A 17,299-nucleotide genomic window follows, 5' to 3' on the forward strand; every position below is an offset into this window, starting at 1 on the left:
TCGGCGGTCATGACGATCGCGATCCAGGGGAGAGGAGTGGACGGGTTCAGGACGCCCCGTCCTTTGCTGGGATGCCCACGATCGACCCGACGGCTGAATCCGGGAACGCGCTGGGGCTCTTGTCGAGTCCGGTCCGGCGATGGTTCTCATCGGCCTTTCCAAGCGGGCCGACCCCCGCGCAGGCGGCGGCCTGGCCGCTCATCGCCGAGGGGGAGCACGTCCTCCTCGTCTCGCCGACCGGGACCGGCAAGACGCTCGCGGGATTCCTGGCGATCGTCGACCGGCTCTTGCGCGATCATGCGGCGGGCGAGCTGAAACCCGGACCGCGATGCGTTTACATCTCACCGCTGCGGAGCCTCGGCTACGACATCGAGCGCAACCTGGCGATCCCGCTCGCCGGACTTCAGGCGGCGCTGGGCCTGGCCGAAAGCCCCGTGCAGGTGGGAGTTCGGACGGGGGACACGTCGGCCTACGACCGCCGCAAGCTCCGCGATCATCCGCCGCACATCCTGATCACCACGCCCGAGAGCCTGTCGCTCCTGTTGAGCCAGGCGAGTTGGCGCGACCGCTGGCGAGGGGTCGAGCACATCATCGTGGACGAGGTTCACGCGCTGGTTCCCACCAAGCGAGGCAGCGACCTGGCCGTCTCACTTGAACGCCTGGTCGACGCCTCGGCCCACGCCCCCCAGCGCATCGGGCTGTCGGCGACCTGCCGTCCCCCCGACCCCGTGGCCCGGTTCCTGGTCGGGCCGTCGCGATCGTGTCGCGTGGTGGAAGTTCCCCGCCCCGCCGATTCGCCGAAGTTGGAGCTGGAAGTCGATTCGCTGCTCCGTCCCGGCGAGGGTCCGCATCGCGGACTGACATATCGCCGCTTGCTCAAGCGATTGCGCCGCGCGATCGACGCTCATCGCACGACGGTCGTGTTCGCCAACACCCGGCCGATGACCGAGCGGATCACCCACGACCTCCGCCATCAGTCTCCCGGCCGCGACCAGCGCGGCGAGGAACCGTGTTACGACCGCGAAACGGCCATCGCCGCGCACCACTCGGCCCTCGACGCCGGCCGACGCCGCGAGGTCGAGGCGATGCTCAAGGCGGGCCAGCTCCGGGCCGTGGTGACGAGCACGAGTCTTGAACTCGGCGTCGACATCGGGACGGCCGACCTGGCGGTCCAGATCGGGCTGCCCGGCGGCGTCGCCCGCTGCTTGCAGCGGATCGGCCGATCGGGACACCGCGTCGGTGCTGCGCCGCGCGGCGTGATCGTGGCGGCCACCGCATCGGAAGTCGCCGGCGCGGCCGTCACCGCACGGGCCGGGCGCGCCGGAGCGATCGAGCCCCTCGCGATGATCGAATCGCCGCTCGACGTCGTCTGCCAGCAGCTGCTCGGGATGGCCTGCGCGGAAGAGACGTTCGTCGAGTCGGCCTTCGCGCTGTTCCGCAAGGCCGGGCCGACGGCGAATCTCGACCGTGACGACTTCCAGTCTTGCCTCGACTTCCTGGCCGGCGACCTTGCGAGCCCCGCCGGCGCGTTCGAGCCCGAGCCCGGCGCGAACCCGCGCTGGACGTCGCCTCGCATCTGGAAGCACGACGGCTGGTTCGGCGTCCGCAGCCGGCGCGTCCAGCGCTGGTTATGGACGAACATCGGCACCATCACATCGGAGGAGTCCGTATCGGTCGTGGCCGACGGCAAGGCGCTGGGGACGATCGAAGGCCAGTACGCCGAGCGGCTGTCGGCTGGCGACCGCTTCGTGCTCGACGGCCGGACGCTCGAATTCCGACGGCTCGACGGCCTGATGCTCCACGCCCGCGTCGTCGGCGGCGAGGCCGGGGCGCTCCCCGTCTGGCACAGCGACCGCCAGGCGCTGTCGTCGGAGCTGGCCGCCGAGCTGGCCGAGTTCCGGGCCGAAGCCTCTCGAAAGTCGGTGGGCGAAGGCCCCGAGGCGGTTCGCGACTGGCTGGCCGAGGCCCTCGAACTCAAGCCCGGCGTTGCGGCGGTCGTCGCTGAGTTGATCGAGGCCCAGGACCGCTACAGCGAGACGCCCGACGTGAACGCCCTGCTCGTCGAGGAGTTCCCCTCGGAGCACGAGCCCGGCCTGACCTACGCGTTCCACGCGCCGCTCAACCGCGCCGCGTGCGAGGCCCTGGGCCGGGCGTTCGCGGCCCGCCTGGGACGCCGGTTCGGCCGCGACCTCGCGCTTCAGGCCGCCGATCTCGGCTGGTCGATCCGATTGCCGGAGGACGCGCGGATCGGTGACGAGGACCTCGAAGCGTTGACGGCGATGGACGGCCTGGCCGACGACGTGCTCGAAGGGGTCGACCGGGGCGATCTCGCGGCCCGTCGGTTCCGCCACGTCGCGGCCACGGCGCTGATGGTCTTGCGCAATCCCGAGCGGGGCAAGCGCGTGCGGGTCGGCGGGCTGCTCTGGGTCAGCTCGCGACTCTATCCGCTGGTGAAGGCCGCCTGCCCGAACCATCCCTTGCTCCGCGAGACGAGGCGCGAGGTGCTCCGCGACATCCTCGACGTCGACGCCGCCGCGCGCTGGCTGGCGACGAAGCCGACGCTCCGGCTGCGTCGACTCTCGGCGCCGTCGCCGTTCACCCTGGCCTGGATCGCCCCCGGGGCCGACGAGCCGCTCCACTTCGATACCCCGGCCGACGCGCTGCGGCGGCTCCACGCGCGAATGACGGCCTCGGCCACGGGAGACACGCCGTGACCACGAGCGCGTCGCCGTGCCATGCGCACGAAGGCTGGCTGCTCACGCCCGAGGCCGCGGCGATCCGGCCGGAGGAGGCGACCGCCGTCGTCGCCGACGTCCATCTCGGCTACGAGTGGGCGCGAGGGAACGCCGGCGACTGTGTCCCGGCTCATTCGCTGGCCGAGACTGTCGATCGGCTGGGGCGGCTGCTCGCACGGGCTGAAATCAGCAGGCTCGTCGTGGCCGGCGACCTCGTCGAATCGGCGCGTCCGTGCGCGCGGACGGCGGCCGACGTCTTCCGCCTGAACGACTGGCTGCGCGAGCGCGGGGTGGAACTCGTCGTGGTTCCGGGAAATCACGACCGCAGCCTCTTCTGGATGTGCGCGCGGCGGCCGAAGTCGGCCGCGCCCGGGCCGATCGTAGCTCCCGCCGAGCTGACAGTCTCCGGCTGGACGATCTGTCACGGCCATCAACCGTCGCGGGGCGACCGCGTCGTCATGGGACATCATCACCCAGCGCTCGTCGTCGACCGCTTCGCCGCGCCGTGTTTCCTGGTCGGCTCCCGGCTCATGATCCTGCCCGCGTTCTCGCCGAACGCGGCCGGTTTGAACGTCGCGACGGCGAAGGGGGCGAAACCGTGGCTGAGCCACGATCTGACGTGCGTGGCGAGTGCGGGCGTCGAACTGCTCGATTTCGGCCCGCTCTCGACGCTGGCGGCCCGGATCGGAGGAAGGTCGCCAGCCCCCGCCCCGCGTCCCCGCATCGCTTAGCGAGGCGGCATCATCGGCGACAGATCGCCGACATGATCCTTTTGTTTTTTGGAGCCCTTGGCGGCAAACGGGTTGGGTCGCTCGGGCCCCGGCGGCGGCAGGTCCTTCGCGAGAGCCGGATCAATCTCGGTCTTGTGGGGCAGATCGTCAGCACACCCCGAGAAAAGAGCGGGAAGGACGAATACGACCGCGTAGCACAATTTGGGGATGCGCATCGACGAATCCTCGGATGGGGTCAAAACTGCCGCCCGCCCGAGCGGCGCTCGATCGGGCGAGACGGCGATTCGAATGAGACATCACGAAGCCGAGTTGGTCCTTCGATCAGAACGCATCGGCGCTGACGACCTCGCCGGAGGCTCGCGTGCCGATGGCCCACCAGGCAGGAAGGCTGACCGAATTCTTGATGAACCTGACTGATCCGTCGGCCATGCCCATATTGACGCCGCCGGAGTGGTTGCTGCTCGGGGGCACCGAGGCCGCGGGGCCGCCCCAGTACGTGTTGTCGGTGGCGCAGGCGATGCTGTTCGGGGCACCGAAGTGCGTGTAGCCGTTGATCGCCGAGTAAGCGGGATACGCCTTGATCCAACTCAACCCCGCGATGCTCGAGGTCGCCGTGGTCGTCGCTGGGATGCTATTGCAACCGGCGATGAAGGCGAGGGCCGCCGTCTGGCTCCCCGTATCGTGGCTCGCCGTCGTGGTGGGGTTGAACATCCCCCGCTTGCCGGAGATCGATCCCGGCGTCATCTGATTCAGCATGCTGGAGCTGACGCCGACGCCGTAAAGCTTCTCGCTGAAGAGCGCGGTGTTCGAGGTCCCGTCCGTGGCCGACGCGAAACTGACCGGCCCCCCGCGACCGTAGGTGCCGCCCAGCACCGCCTGGACCCCTGCGTCCGTCGGAATGATCATCCCGGTGAACGTGGCGATCACGCCGGGACCGCCGAGGTTCCCATAGTAGTTCATGGTCGCAAACGTCCCGTCAGGGTGCTGTTGCAGGCTTTCGGAGGGGCAGAGGAGCGTCGCGACCTGGGCTCTTCCCACCGTCGAATTGGCCCAACCGCCGCCGGCCGTGCAGGCGGCGTCGTAGTCGGCGCCGCCGGTCGTGAACGCGAAGTTGAACGCGTTGAACAACGGCATCTGCTCCATCCCGGGCATCAGGCCGATCGGCCAGGAGAGCGTCCAGCCGCAGCTCGTGCCCGAGGCGCTGGGGTACATATCGGCCAAAGGAAAACATTGGTTCTGATCAGCATAATTATGAACCGCCAAGCCCAACTGCTTGAGGTTGTTTACGCACTGAGACCGGCGGGCGGCCTCGCGCGCGGCCTGCACCGCCGGTAAGAGGAGTGCGATTAAAACGGCGATGATGGCGATCACCACGAGGAGCTCGATCAGCGTGAAACCTGACCGCGCTCGGCTCAATCGTTGTCCGGAGGGCATGCATTGGCTCCGATTAGGAGGAGGGATGGACGGCCGGCGGGGAGAAGGAGGGAGAGCCGGAAGAATGAGCAGGCCGGCCGCTCGTCTCGGGACGTCTGCCGATAGTCTCGGATCGTCGCCGAAGCAAACGTGCCAGGGCAGACGAAGACATTAAGACTAAATCGTGAAGATTTCAAGAGGGCCCTCGGTCCGAGAGGAGCAAATCGACCGGATCGTCCACGCGTGGTTGAAGTTGAATTGAAGAGGAACGGCGGCCGACGCCCTCCCCACGACTAGCTTTCTCGGGTAGACGCGGACCACCGAAGGGATCGGGTGCAGGCCGGTCCCCTTCAGGTCGACCTCCAGGCCGTGGTCGACGGCGACCTCGAAGGCCCTGAGGTTCGCGGCCGCAATCCATTGCATCGAGCGGGCTTCCGGATTTATCCTGACAGGGAGCAGCGGCCGGCTCGTTCACGATGTACAACTCGAATTTCCGCCGGGCCGTTGAGAGCTCTACCTGAGCCGATCGGCGACGGGCGTTGTTCGGTGACGGCTCCTTGCCGCGACCGCCGGGTCGACGAATCTCGCCTGCTCGATTTCCGCGTGGGTCGGCTTGCCGATCGTGCACTAGAGTTAGGACACGACTCATCTCGTAAACTGTCAGGTCCAGATGCAAGCGCACGGGGACGGCGGGAAGCTCGCCCGCTCGGAGCGACCTCATGAAAATCAAGACTGGTGGAATCGGACGCTCGTGGAACCTCGCCAGCCGGCTCGCGGCCGTCGGCGTCGTCGGACTCGTCTCGACGGGTTGTCAATTCAGTGAGGAAGATACGAAGCAGGTCCGTGGGAAGGTCAGCTACCACGGCGAACCGGTTCGAGGCGGATCCGTCTTCCTCCTTCCGGAATCGGGCATGTCCGGGGCGTGGGGGGCGGGAGTCATCCGCGACGACGGCAGCTTCGTCGTCGAGTCGGCTCGCAGCGCCGTTCCACTCGCGGCCGGCACTTATGGGGTGACGTTCACCCGAGCCAACGATGGTAAGCCCTCGAACGACGAACGTCTCCCAAACGAGGGGACGACCCTGAAGAGCTCAGCCGCCGCCGCTCACAAGAACGACATCCCCGAGAAGTACCTCGACTTCGCCCATCCGGTCTTCTCGATCAACCTCGGCGACATGCCGATCCAGGTCGAGATCACGCTCCGGGACTGATCCCGGGCACGAACGAAAAACGGCGAGCCCTCCGATTCGTCGAGGGGCTCGCCGCGATGGTCTGATTATGCGTTTGCGATCGATCAGTTACAAGTCAGGCAGGTGGGGACGAGCACCGGCACCGTGGTGTAGTGCTGCACAGCCACGGTCCGGGGGACGTACCGGGCCACGACCCGATTGGTCGTCACCGGCACTTGCTCGGCCGTGCAGACCGGCACCTGACGGCTGGCGGTCTCGGCGACCATCCGGGTCTGCGTGACCGGGACGTTCTCGACCCGCTCCTCGGTCGCATAGCTGCACGTCGTGACGGGGATCGTCTCGACGCGCTCTTCCGCCACGTAGCGGCAGGTCTGGACCTCGTAGGGCTCGACCCGCTCCTCGTTCACGTAGCTGCACGTGGTGACGGGAATCGTCTCGACGCGCGGCTCGGCGACCATCTCACAGGTCTTGACTTCGTAAGGCTCGACCCGCTCCTCGTTCACGTAGCTGCACGCCTGAACTTCATAGGGCTCGACCCGTTCTTCCGCCACGTAGCGGCAGGTCTGGACCTCGTAGGGCTCGACCCGTTCTTCCGCCACGTAGCTGCAGGTCGTGACGGGCGTCGTCTGAACCCGTTCCTCGGTCTCGTAGCGGCACTTCGTCACCGGCACCTGGCGGACCATCGTCTCGCGGACGTATCGAGTCTCAGAGACGTCGCGCGTCACCGGACGGGAGACGAACACGCGCTGGCTGACGACGCGCGGCGGCGTCTGCACTGCGACGGTCGCCGTCACCTTCTTCTTGTGAAGGCAGCCGAGCAGTCCCCGGCGCTCGACCACATTGCCGCAGGCGTCGCATTCCGTCACCGGAACGCGCACCCGACGCTCGACGACCGGTCCCGGAACCGACGTGAACTGGCGCTCGAAGTAACCGCACTCGACGGTCTCTTGACGGACCGACGTGACCGGCCGACAGACCGTGTAGGGCTGCTCGACCATGACGGTCTCGGTGACGGGCTTCATCACCGTGTACCGTCGCTCGTGGTTGACCGTCTGGTACACCGGCTTCATCACCGAATACCGACGCTCGCGACGCTCAGTCTGGTACACCGGCTTCATCACCGAATACCGACGCTCGCGACGCTCGGTCTGATACACCGGCTTGGCCACCGTGTAACGGCGTTCCAGTTGCTGGGTGCGGACCACCGGCTTCATGACGGTGTACCGTCGCTCCTGGTTGACGGTCTGGTACACCGGCTTCGTGACAGTGTACCGTCGTTCCCGGCGCTCGGTCTGGTACACCGGCTTCATCACCGAGTACTTGCGTTCCTGGTTGACGGTCTCGTAGACCGGCTTCGTCACGGTGTATTTGCGCTGGACGAACGAGGTCTCGGTCACGGGCCGCATGACGGTGTAGTTTTCCGTCTGGTAGGCCGTGCGATACCGCGTCTCCATCACGGTGACGGGTTCGTTTTCGTAGACGGTTTCATACACCGTCTGATAGGACGTCTGCACCTGGGGGGCCAGGGCGACCACGCTCAACTGCGTCGCCACCACCGGCGCGGGGGCGCAGGAATGACAGGCCCCTCCTCCGTAGGTGGCCCAGGCGGGCGTGCAGAGCCCACCCAGGAGCGCCGCGGCGGCGCCGGCGCCCAGTCGCACGGCTCTCAAGGACTTGAACATGCGAAACTCCTTGGCGGTGCCTCGGGTTTCCAGCTCGCCGTCGAGACGCATTCGTCCGACGGCAAGACCCGAGGGAGTGCGCTGTCTCCTCCTTGAGAAAGCCCTCCCAAAGAAAACTTGATTCGGTTCCTCGAAATTCCCTCAAGGAACCAGACCACAACTGCCGAAACCAGTAAGATCGAGGCCCCAATGAGAGGCTACAAGGTCAGTATATCACCCACCCTTTTCCTAACTTGAGAAAATGGTGGGATTTCCCGGGCACCGGGTTCCTTCTGTACCGGTCACATCGAATCAACCGGCGCAGACGAATACTTTCCTCAAGAAAGACTGAGCAAGCCGTGGGCCAAAGCCGACGCCGCCGTCGGCGGCACCGTCCGCAATGCGCGCAAAGCGAGCCGCCGCCGCGGATTCCATCGATCCGGGCGTTCTCGCCCCCGCGCTCGACGTCCGCTCAGGAGGCGGGCGTGGATTGTAATTTTTGCAAGATTTCCTTGGCCTGGCTGCGGACGCCCGCCAGGCCCGAGCGCGTGAGGGCTTCCAGCTCGGGGTTGAAGCCCTTTGCGAACCCGGTCGCCCCCGCCGAGACCGAGGTGTCGACCGCTTCGAGCGCCTCGTGCTGGATCGCCTCGATCTTGTTTTCCTTCTCGGTCGACGTCGGCAGATCGATGAGTCGATCGAGGCTGGAGGTCGAGAGCATCTCGCGGAGGGTGGCGGCGGACGCCTGGTCGCCTCGCCTTCCGAGCGCGACCGCCGCGTTGTAGCGGACGAACCGGTCTTCATCGCCCTGAAGCCGCTCGCGGAGAGCCTCGGCCGCCGCGTCGCCGCCGAAGAAGCCCAGCGCATACACCGCGACCTGCCGCAGCTCGACGACTTCGTCGGTCGCCGCGCTGGCGAGCGCCTTGACGGCCCGCGCGTCGTCGAGCTTGCCGTTCAACCGCGCGGCCTGCTTGGCCAGGCTCGCCGCCGCCGCCATCCGGATCGGCGTCTCGTATTTGGGCTCGAGCGCCCGCGCCAGCACCGCGATCGGGTCGACGGCCTGGCCGCTCGAAGTGGTCGCGTCGAGCGTCTGGAACGCGCCGAGGGTCAGCTCAAGGTACTGGATCAGCTTGGGGTCGCCCTTCTTGTCGAGTTCGGCACCCAACAGATCGGTCAGCTCGCCGAGCAGCCGGGGGTCGGAGCCCAGCTTGGAATCGTTCTGGATCAGGCTGGCCAGTTCGTAGGCCGACCGCCAGCTCCCGGAGTTCGACTGGATGTGGCGGACGTACTCCATCGCGTCGCGCTCGCCGCCGGCGAGCTTGCCGAACAGCAGCCAGACCACGATCACCACCAGCACCACGACCGCCGGGATCACGAACAACTGGACCACGAAGCTCGCCGACGGAACTTCGACTGGAGGCAGGTCGGGAAGCTTTCCGGGATCGGCGGAGAAATCGGCCTGTTCGTACGAGGGGGCGTCGGGCGGGTTCGATGGGCTCATGCTGATATTTCGTCACGAGAGGGCGGGCCGGCTCGCCTCGCGCGAGTCCGGCGGATCGAAAGAGTCGCGAGCGGACCGCGATCCCCACACCTCCGAGTGTAGAGATCCCCCCGGTCTCAGGCAAGCGCCCTGACGACCTGACAGGCTTTCCGCAAGTGAGCGCTCCCCCATTCCAAACCAGCATGACGCCGTCAGAGCACCCGGTTTCATGAAAATGGGGGGCTTTCGCATGGCGTCGCGACCAGGCCCGGTAGGGGCGCCCCTTATGGGTGCCCGATCGCCGAGCGTGAGCGGTCGACGTGAAACGAACCGGGCACCCACAAGGGGCACCCCTACAGCAAACCACAGACCGGAATTTTCAGAGCAACAGCCCGAAGCGCCAGCGAGTGCATGGTTTTGCGTTGGCTGATCAAGGAAAGAATCGCACGCCCGGCACCGCCTGTTGGATCGCGTCCATCCCGTCGTCGGTGACCTTCGTATTGGTCAGGTCCAGCAGTTTGAGCAGCGTGAGGCCCGCCAGCGGACGCAAACCTGCGTCGGTGATCTCGGCGGCTTGAAGCGATAGCTCCTCAAGGTTGGTCAGGCCCGGCAGGTGGGCCAGCCCGGCGTCGGTGATCGCCGCGCCGTTCAATTCCAGAACCCGAAGTCGCTTCAGGCCCGCGAGGTGGGCGAGTCCGTCATCCCGGATCGGCGTCCCGGCCAGGTGCAGATCGGTCAACCCGACCAGGTGCTCGAGCCCGGCGCCGGTGACCTTGTCGCCGGAGAGATACAGCTTCTCCAGGCCCGCCAGCCCCTTGAGGGAGGGCATCCCCGCGTCAGTGACTCTCGTCTTGTTGAGGTTCAGGGTTTCAAGGTCGCGCAACGCCGCGAGCCGCGCCAGCTCGGCGTCGGAGACCGCCGTGTCGGCGAGATTCAAATCGCGGAGCAACGTCAATTGCTCGATGTGGCGCAGCCCCGCATCGCCGACGCGCGTCTTCTGGAGCCAGAGAACCTCCATGAGTCCCAGCCCCTCAAGAGCGGCCAACCCCGCGTCGCCGACCTTCGTCTCGCCGAGCCGCAGACACCGGAGACCATACACTTCCGATAGGTGGGCCAGCCCGGCGTCGGTGATCGGCGTGCGTTCCAGCCAGAGGGTCTGGAGGCTGTCCATGCCTTTCAGGTGGGCCAACCCGGCGTCGGTCACGGCGGTGTCGTTGAGGTTCAGCACCCGGAGATACCACAGGCTCCTCACCTGCGCCAGGCCGGCGTCGGTCACCCGCGAGTGAGGAAGCTCCAGCTCCTCCAGCCGGCGAAGTCGCGCCGCGTGAGCCAGTTCCGCGTTGGTCCCCTCGGGGCCGAGGTCGGCGTGCAGAACGCTCCCCAGATAGTCGACCCCAATGCGATCCACCACCCAGTTCGGCCACCAGGGCTTGCCCGTCGGCTTCCACTGGCCGTTCTTCACTTCCCACTCGTAGAGGACCCGGCCCCCCGCCGCCCGGATCGCGGCGACCGCTTCGCGTTGAACCCGGGCGCTGTTAACCACCCGGCCCAGCCAGCCGCCGATGATCAGGACCAACATCATCAGGCCGGCGACGCTCAGACGCAGGCGACTCCTCCAGTGACGTCCGTCGGACGGCTTCATAACACCTGCCATGGCAAGGCCGGGCTCAGATCGGCCGGGCTCGCTTGTGGGCCCCGCAGAGATAATAGACCGGGATTCCCGCCAGCATGCTCACGACCGAGATCGTCGAGACGTCGGGCTTGCTCTTGAACGCCGCGCCCAGGAGAGACACCGTCAGCACGAGGTAGAGGATCGGCGTAATCGGATAACCGGGCGTTCGGAACGGCCGAGGCATGTCGGGGCGCCTGATCCGAAGCACGAAGATCGAGCTCATGGCGAGGATCGAGAACGACGACAGCCCCACGCTCGCGTAGACCAGAATCCACTCGAAGGACCCCGTCCAGAGCAGCACCAACGACGCGGCGACCTGGAACAGCGTGGCGACCGCCGGGGTCTCGGCTCGCGACGAGAGCCGGCCGGCGACGGCCGGAAACTGGCCCGCCTTGGCCATCGCGTAGATGACCCGGGGACCGATCAACATATACACGCTCAGCGACGAGAGCATCATCAGACCGATGGCGACGCTGAGCGGATTCGACCACTGCGCCCCGAACAGTTTCCGCGCCGCGAGTTCGGCGATTGGCGCGACCCGGTCGAAGTCCGGCTTGCCGTCCGTTCCGGCGACGATCGCCTGGACGTCCGCCGCCGAAAGGGCCAGGCCGTACACGACGTTGATCGCCAGATAAATCAACGTCACCAGGCCGACGCCGATCAGGATCGCCCTCGGCAAGGTCTTCTGAGGATCGCGGATCTCGCCCGCCAGGTACGAGGCTCCGTTCCATCCCGTGTAGGCGTAATAGATGTAGACCAGCGAGAACATCATCGACGTCGCCAGACCGCCGTCGATGGGCTTCGGATCTTGCAGGTTGGCGTAGTTCGGCCAGCCGACGGCCAGGCCGCCGACGATCAGCAACCCCAGGACGGCGACCTTCAAACCCGTGATCCAACCTTGAACGTGCGCCGTCTGACGACGCCCCGAAACGTGCAAGGCGGCGAACGCCAGGATCGCCAGGCTCGCCAGCAGACGCTGGCACAACAACGCCTGGCTCCCCTCCATTTGCAAGGGCGCGAGCACGTACTTCGCCGAGCCGAACGCCGCCGCCGCGCTCGGGCCCGAAAACCCCATCAAAAACGACGCCCATCCCGTCAAGAACGCCGCCAGCGGGCCGTACGCTTCATAAAGGAAGACGTAATCGCCCCCCGTCCTCGGCATCGCCGCCGACAGCTCCGCTAACGTCAACGCCCCGCAGATGGCCGTCACGCCGCCGATCACCCAGAGCACGAGCATGTACTGATTGCTGCCGACCGACGCCACCGTGTAGCCGGACGTCATCAAAACCCCGGTGCCGACCATGCTCGCCACGACGACGCATACCGCCATCGGCAAGCCGAATTCGGCCGGCATCGCCTCCTTCTCGCGCGGGACGGATGAAGGAGAAAAATCGTCATTCCAGGTGGTTTCGTCGTTTTTAGACATCGGTAGGATGTTGCAAATTTAGATGAGATAGGAAACTTGGGGTAAGTTAGAAGTAGAGTCCGCAAATATCTAGTGAACACTTGAACCCAGGGAAGAAGCGCCTAGAATAAGAGACGACCAGGGAGGGGTCCGCGGCGTCAAGTACGTTGAAGCCTTGGCATCCACCAGGGGGATTTTCCCAATGGGCGAACTCCGGGCACCCAAGCGAGTCTCTTCGGGCGTGCGTCGTCGCAGCGTGCAAGGCCGGCTCGCGATCGCGGTCGAAGATGAAGTCGATTCCGGCGACCTGCTCCAGGCCCAGGCCGGCGGTCGAGACGAGGGCTTCCGACGCCCCGTCAAATCGTCCAATCCAGCGAAGCGCGCGAGTCGTGGTCGACAGCCGGTCCCCGTCTTCCATCCGCTTGCGTATCGCAGCGTCGTGGCCGGCTGGTCGCTGGAGAATCGCGAGCAGTGGGGCCGTCGAGCCAACGAGCTTGAGGAGACGGGCCTGGGCTGGCGCGACGCCGAAGCCCAGGCCTTCGTGGAAGTCTGGCATCGCGTCCGTCGGTCCGACGCCCCGAGCAAAGCCGCGCCGGCTGAGGCCGAGTCGGAACGCGCCGACGAGTCTTGATTCCGGGCTGAGGTCCGCCGTCCTCGATCGCTCACGACCTGGGACCGCGATCCGGCCGGCGAGACTTCCCGGGCGCGGGCGTCGTCGGCGGACGGTCGTCCTTGCGGAACCTGGCGAAGAAGTTCTCGGCGAGCTTGACCTTCGGCTGGCTCGAATCGAGCGTGAAGCCGGCCTGCTCGATCTCGCGGAAAAACTGCTTCTTGTCGGCCCGGACGTGCTTGAGCACGAATTCGGTGCTCTTGCCCTTCACGCGGTCGAACTCGATCAGGACGAGCGCCCCTCCCGGCCGAAGCGCCTGGCGGATCGAGGCGAGAACCGGCTCCGGGTCTTCCAGGTGGTGGTAGACGTCGCAGATGAAAACCAGGTCGACCGTTCCCGGCGCCAGATTGGTCGCGAGTTGGGTTCCCTGGACCGTCGTCACCTGCTTCTGCCCGAGTTTTCGCGACTGCTCGGCGATGTGCTTGAGGAACCCGGGCGAGACGTCGACCGCATAGACCCGCCCTTCCGCCCCGACCTTGTCGGCCATCAGTCGCGTGAACAGCCCCGTCCCCGCCCCCAAGTCGGCGACGGTCATCCCCGGCTTGAGATTCAGGGCCGAGACGATCTCCGCGCGGCGGGCGAACACCTCGCGGTTTTCCGACTCGAACCGCTCGATCCACGCTTTGACGTCGGGCTTCTCGAACTGAGCGTTGATCCGCGGATCGACCTTCCCCTTCGGGGTTTCGGCCTGTTTCGTCTGGGAAGGCGCGGTTTGACTGACCGCCGAGGGGCCGATAAGCGCCAGGGCCAGGCACGCGACCGCGGCGGCCAGCGGCCCGGTGATCGTCCTTTTCCGATTCATCCGTGATCCTCCCAACCAGGGTCGACCTCGAAAAAAGGCCGGGCCAAACCTCTTTCACTAATAGCATCCTCGCGTTCTGATACAAGGGGGTAGTCTTCGCCCGGGCTTAGGCCGGCGCGTCTCGCCCCTTTGGACCCGAAAACCGAGGACGCCGATCGTGGTCGACGCTGAAACCTCCCCGCCGCCCCCCAAATTTTGCACCTATCAGCACGGCGTCGAGCCGATCGAGCCCGAAGAGGGCGAAACCCGGGTCTATCGCGTCGCGCTCGACGCCTGCGAAGCGGGCGACGCCTTCGCCGAAGCGCCGGAGTGGGCCTGGCTGACGGCCGAGGAACGCGCCCGGGCCGAGCGACTCGTCCGACCGCGCGACGGCCGCCGGTTCGTGCTGTGCCGGGGGGCGTTGCGGTCGATCATCGGCCGCCTCCTCGACCGCTCGCCCCACGCGGTCGAGTTCCGGGCCGGCCCGGGGGGCAAGCCGATCCTCCCGGCGGGAGAACCGGGGAGCCCCCCGCCGTTGCACTTCAACGTCAGCCACTCGGGAGAGTTGGCTCTCATCGCCGTCAGCCGGAGCCGCGAGCTGGGCGTGGACGTCGAGAAGACGCGGCCGATCTCCGAGGCCGCCCGGATCGTCCGGTCGTACTTCACCGAGACCGAGACCGAGCAGTTCCACCAACTCGACGAGGCCGTCCGGCCCGACGCCTTCATCCGGGGGTGGACCCGCAAGGAGGCGATTCTGAAGGCCAAGGGGGTCGGCCTTGCCGGCCTGGCCACCGGCTTCGAGACCATGTTCGGCGTCGAGGATCTCGGCCGCGAATTCGTCCCCTGCGCACCGTCGTCCGTCGTGCTCGGCTGGTCCCTCTGGGAGGCTTCGCCCCGGCCCGGCTACGTGGCGGCGCTGGCTCTCGAACGGGGCTGACCTCGGCGGTCGTCGACCTCGGCGCATTGCCTCGGCGGGCCGGCTCATTATAGAATGCATGCGGGGCTGGGATCGAATTCGGCCGGAGTTTAACGACGGCGGGAGCGACGACCGCGCATGGAACTGTTCGTCCTCGTCGTGATTGTGCTGATCGTCTACGGGGTCATCCGGTTCCTGGCCGTGGTGGGCGCCTGGTCCACGGGCGCCCGCTACCGGGCGTTCCGCCAGCTTGCCGCCCGGTTCGGCGGCCGTTACGAGAGTCGAGGGCTTTCCGACCCTCCCACAGTGAGCTTCCCGCACGGCGAGAACTCGGTCCGAGTCGGGCTGGCGCCGACGGTCCCCGGCCAGGCGTCGATCCCGCGCACCCGGGTCGTCGTCCGGTTCCATCGCGGCATCCCGTTCCGGCTCGAACTCGCCCCCGTGGCGCGCCCGTCGCCGACGCAGCCCCCCAAGGGGACCCGGCGGGTCCGGGTCGGCGACCTCGAATTCGACGCCGGTTTCGTCGTTCAGGCGAACGACGAGGAAATGGCCCGCGACTTCCTCAACCCCGCCGTCCGCTGGTCGATCGACGCCCTTCAGCGTCTCGTCCATCCCGGCGGCCTGCTCGTCTCGATCAGCCCCGAGCGGCTCCTGGTCCAGATCGACCGCAACCTGAGCAACAACCGCGACGCCCTTTTCATGGCAGTGTCGGAGACCCTGCTCATCCAGGACGGCCTGCTGCAGGGCGTCCGCCGACGGATAACCGAGGGCGTCACGATCGTCGCCGGCGAGCCCGACCCCGACGCCGGCCCCCCCTCGTGCAAGGTCTGCGGCGAGACGATCGATAACGGCCCCGTCATCGTCTGCTCGACCTGCAACACCCCCCACCATCGCGAATGCTGGGAATTCGCCGGCGCCTGCTCCATCTACGGATGCGGCAGCAAGTCGGGAAGGCCGAAACACGCCTCTTGACCAGGCATGGGCGAGGCTCGCAGCGACCCCCACGACCGCCCGGTGATCCGCTCGACTACTCGGACGGCCGAGAGGACGACGGCCATCGTTCCCTGCCCTGGAAAAACCGAATCCCCGACGACCCAGAGGCCGGGCCCGAAGACGTCGGAGCCGACAGCCATGAAATTGCTGTTAGCACGCGACACCGGAGGACCGCCCACTGCGCCGGCCGTCCTTCGCGTGTACCTCTGAAAACTCCGAGGCGAGGCGAATTCCGCGTGCTGAAGGCTCGCCGGAGCGTCAGGAAGCGCCATCGACAGTGCGGCCAGAAGCCGGCCTTCATATTCGGCCTTCTTTGCCTCGTAGGCCACTCGGTCGAGTCCCTGCCAGTCGCTGGGGCGCGTGTGCGTGGACATCGTCGCGACCCGAACCTCGCTTGGACCGTACCCCGTGTCACTGGGGCTAGAAAGTGAAATCAGGACGTTGTTGCCGTCTTGAATTGGACGGCCATAGGCTTGCAGGACCTGATGAAACAGGGGCCCCGCGTCGGAGATTGCGGCGCGTTTGATCGCGACGTACCCCGTGAACGCGCTCCAAGCCGCCCGCGACCGCCTCTCACGCCCACCGAGCCGGCCTTGTAGCGACCGTCTGAGAAGCCTGGAAGCGAGGTCGAGCGGAACGTTGAAGATCACCTGCCGAGCCCGCAGCCGCTCGCGACGCCGAGTAGTGACCTCGAAGCCATGCTCCAAGGCGTCGACCCGATCGACAATGGTTGAGACTCGAAGGTCGCCGCCAAAGGCGGCGAACCGCTGGCCGATCCCTTCGACAAGGCTCCGCATGCCGCCGACGGGCCGCCGCATCCCCAGGCGGTACGCCTGGAGGCACGCCGCCGCGTTGGCGAACGGCACCGTCTCGGGACCGGCCTGTGCAGTGTCTTGCAAGAGCATCGCGATCAGCGTCCGGAATGGAACGTCGTTAGACAGCCCGAGCAGCCGAAGCACGTCGAGGACCGTCAGGATCGACGTCGACGCAGCGAGGACGCCTCGAAACCCGAGAATGCACGCATCGTGGGCCAGATCGCCCAATGCCCGCACCGGCAGTCTCGGCACTTGCGACGACGCCCGAAACAAAGCACCGCCGACCGCCGCCTGCAACCTCCAGAAAGCCCGCTGGCGAGCCGCCGAGGAGTTCCCCTCGCCGAAGGCGCGGGTTGTATTCCGTTCGAACACGGCTGCGTCGGCGACGATGTCCAACGTGCGGTCCGGCAGATGGACTCGATAGCTGGCCGTCGGGACGCTCTCGAATTCGACGCCCAGTAGGTCAAGCATCGCGCGCAGGGGCTCGCCCGCGTCGAGCCCCATGAGCGCAGTCGCTCCCGCGTCGAAGGTGTACGGCCCCCGCTGAAAGTACCCGGCGCTGCCTCCCAGCCTGGAGTGCGACTCCAACAAGACCGTCCGCAATCCCGCCCTCTGAGCCAGCGAAGCGGCAGCCAAGCCTCCCATCCCGGCCCCGATCACCACGACGTCGAGCACGACACTTACCTCCCTGGCCGATGACGCGGGCTCGGCTTAGTTGTTCAAGCCGCAGACCGCAGCGGACGACCTGATGATCGTTGTAGTCCGGTCGGCCAGGATCTACGCCTTCGTGAACCGGCGGAACCGATTTCCGACCACACGCAGTTGTGATAAATTGAAGTGGAT

The 17,299-nt window shown here is 66.8% G+C and carries 15 protein-coding genes; 6 read left to right on the forward strand and 9 right to left on the reverse strand.

The genetic code is table 11. The annotated features are described in order from the left end of the window. Window positions 1-71 precede the first annotated feature (71 nt). Window positions 72-2,714: a DEAD/DEAH box helicase gene (locus tag BSF38_RS12045; protein WP_076345903.1), complete on the forward strand. Its 2,643-nt coding sequence runs from the start codon at window positions 72-74 to the stop codon at window positions 2,712-2,714. Then, window positions 2,711-3,466, forward strand: coding sequence for a metallophosphoesterase (locus tag BSF38_RS12050; RefSeq protein ID WP_099091974.1), 756 nt, complete (start codon window positions 2,711-2,713; stop codon window positions 3,464-3,466). The genes BSF38_RS12045 and BSF38_RS12050 overlap by 4 nt, the downstream gene beginning before the upstream one ends. Here BSF38_RS12050 and BSF38_RS12055 read toward each other — a convergent pair. The 3 genes from BSF38_RS12055 to BSF38_RS12065 form a co-directional block, all read right to left on the reverse strand. Beyond that, complete coding sequence (locus BSF38_RS12055) at window positions 3,463-3,681, reverse strand: hypothetical protein (protein ID WP_076345907.1); 219 nt, start codon at window positions 3,679-3,681, stop codon at window positions 3,463-3,465. The genes BSF38_RS12050 and BSF38_RS12055 overlap by 4 nt on opposite strands. 106 nt (window positions 3,682-3,787) lie before the next feature. Further along, window positions 3,788-4,900: a DUF1559 domain-containing protein gene (locus BSF38_RS12060; protein WP_076345909.1), complete on the reverse strand. Its 1,113-nt coding sequence runs from the start codon at window positions 4,898-4,900 to the stop codon at window positions 3,788-3,790. Between the two features lie 156 nt (window positions 4,901-5,056). After that, a complete protein-coding gene (locus BSF38_RS12065; protein WP_076345911.1) occupies window positions 5,057-5,302 on the reverse strand; it encodes a hypothetical protein in 246 nt (81 codons plus the stop codon). Between the two features lie 296 nt (window positions 5,303-5,598). On the opposite strand from BSF38_RS12065, the gene BSF38_RS12070 reads away from it, so the two are divergent. Then, complete coding sequence (locus tag BSF38_RS12070) at window positions 5,599-6,087, forward strand: hypothetical protein (protein WP_076345913.1); 489 nt, start codon at window positions 5,599-5,601, stop codon at window positions 6,085-6,087. Between the two features lie 83 nt (window positions 6,088-6,170). Here BSF38_RS12070 and BSF38_RS12075 read toward each other — a convergent pair whose 3' ends face one another. The 4 genes from BSF38_RS12075 to BSF38_RS12090 all read right to left on the reverse strand — a co-directional run bounded on the left by BSF38_RS12075 (window position 6,171) and on the right by BSF38_RS12090 (window position 12,230). Further along, complete coding sequence (locus BSF38_RS12075; protein ID WP_076350804.1) at window positions 6,171-7,748, reverse strand: hypothetical protein; 1,578 nt, start codon at window positions 7,746-7,748, stop codon at window positions 6,171-6,173. A 451-nt stretch (window positions 7,749-8,199) separates the two neighbouring features. Next, a complete protein-coding gene (locus BSF38_RS12080; RefSeq protein ID WP_076345915.1) occupies window positions 8,200-9,225 on the reverse strand; it encodes a HEAT repeat domain-containing protein in 1,026 nt (341 codons plus the stop codon). A 409-nt stretch (window positions 9,226-9,634) separates the two neighbouring features. Further along, window positions 9,635-10,846 (reverse strand): leucine-rich repeat domain-containing protein, encoded by a 1,212-nt coding sequence (locus BSF38_RS12085; RefSeq protein ID WP_083712892.1) that lies wholly within the window; start codon window positions 10,844-10,846, stop codon window positions 9,635-9,637. 25 nt (window positions 10,847-10,871) lie between these two features. Beyond that, window positions 10,872-12,230 carry an APC family permease gene (locus BSF38_RS12090; RefSeq protein WP_076345917.1) on the reverse strand — a complete coding sequence of 453 codons (1,359 nt, stop codon included), beginning with the start codon at window positions 12,228-12,230 and terminating at the stop codon, window positions 10,872-10,874. 292 nt (window positions 12,231-12,522) lie between these two features. Between BSF38_RS12090 and BSF38_RS12095 the strand changes: the two genes are divergently transcribed. Continuing rightward, window positions 12,523-12,912 (forward strand): hypothetical protein, encoded by a 390-nt coding sequence (locus tag BSF38_RS12095; RefSeq protein ID WP_145952089.1) that lies wholly within the window; start codon window positions 12,523-12,525, stop codon window positions 12,910-12,912. A gap of 31 nt (window positions 12,913-12,943) precedes the next feature. Here the strand turns inward: BSF38_RS12095 and BSF38_RS12100 are convergent, their stop codons facing one another. Beyond that, the gene (locus BSF38_RS12100; RefSeq protein ID WP_076345921.1) at window positions 12,944-13,753 is read right to left on the reverse strand and encodes a class I SAM-dependent methyltransferase; all 810 of its coding nucleotides are present in this window, start codon (window positions 13,751-13,753) and stop codon (window positions 12,944-12,946) included. 157 nt (window positions 13,754-13,910) lie between these two features. On the opposite strand from BSF38_RS12100, the gene BSF38_RS12105 reads away from it, so the two are divergent. Together BSF38_RS12105 and BSF38_RS12110 are read left to right on the forward strand one after the other, a co-directional pair. Continuing rightward, complete coding sequence (locus tag BSF38_RS12105; RefSeq protein WP_076345923.1) at window positions 13,911-14,669, forward strand: 4'-phosphopantetheinyl transferase family protein; 759 nt, start codon at window positions 13,911-13,913, stop codon at window positions 14,667-14,669. Between the two features lie 117 nt (window positions 14,670-14,786). Beyond that, window positions 14,787-15,620: an RING finger protein gene (locus tag BSF38_RS12110; protein WP_076345925.1), complete on the forward strand. Its 834-nt coding sequence runs from the start codon at window positions 14,787-14,789 to the stop codon at window positions 15,618-15,620. Here the strand turns inward: BSF38_RS12110 and BSF38_RS12115 are convergent. Next, window positions 15,575-17,131 carry a phytoene desaturase family protein gene (locus BSF38_RS12115; RefSeq protein WP_076345927.1) on the reverse strand — a complete coding sequence of 519 codons (1,557 nt, stop codon included), beginning with the start codon at window positions 17,129-17,131 and terminating at the stop codon, window positions 15,575-15,577. The genes BSF38_RS12110 and BSF38_RS12115 overlap by 46 nt on opposite strands. Window positions 17,132-17,299 lie beyond the last annotated feature (168 nt).

This window comes from Paludisphaera borealis (genome assembly GCF_001956985.1).
GTDB lineage: Bacteria > Planctomycetota > Planctomycetia > Isosphaerales > Isosphaeraceae > Paludisphaera > Paludisphaera borealis.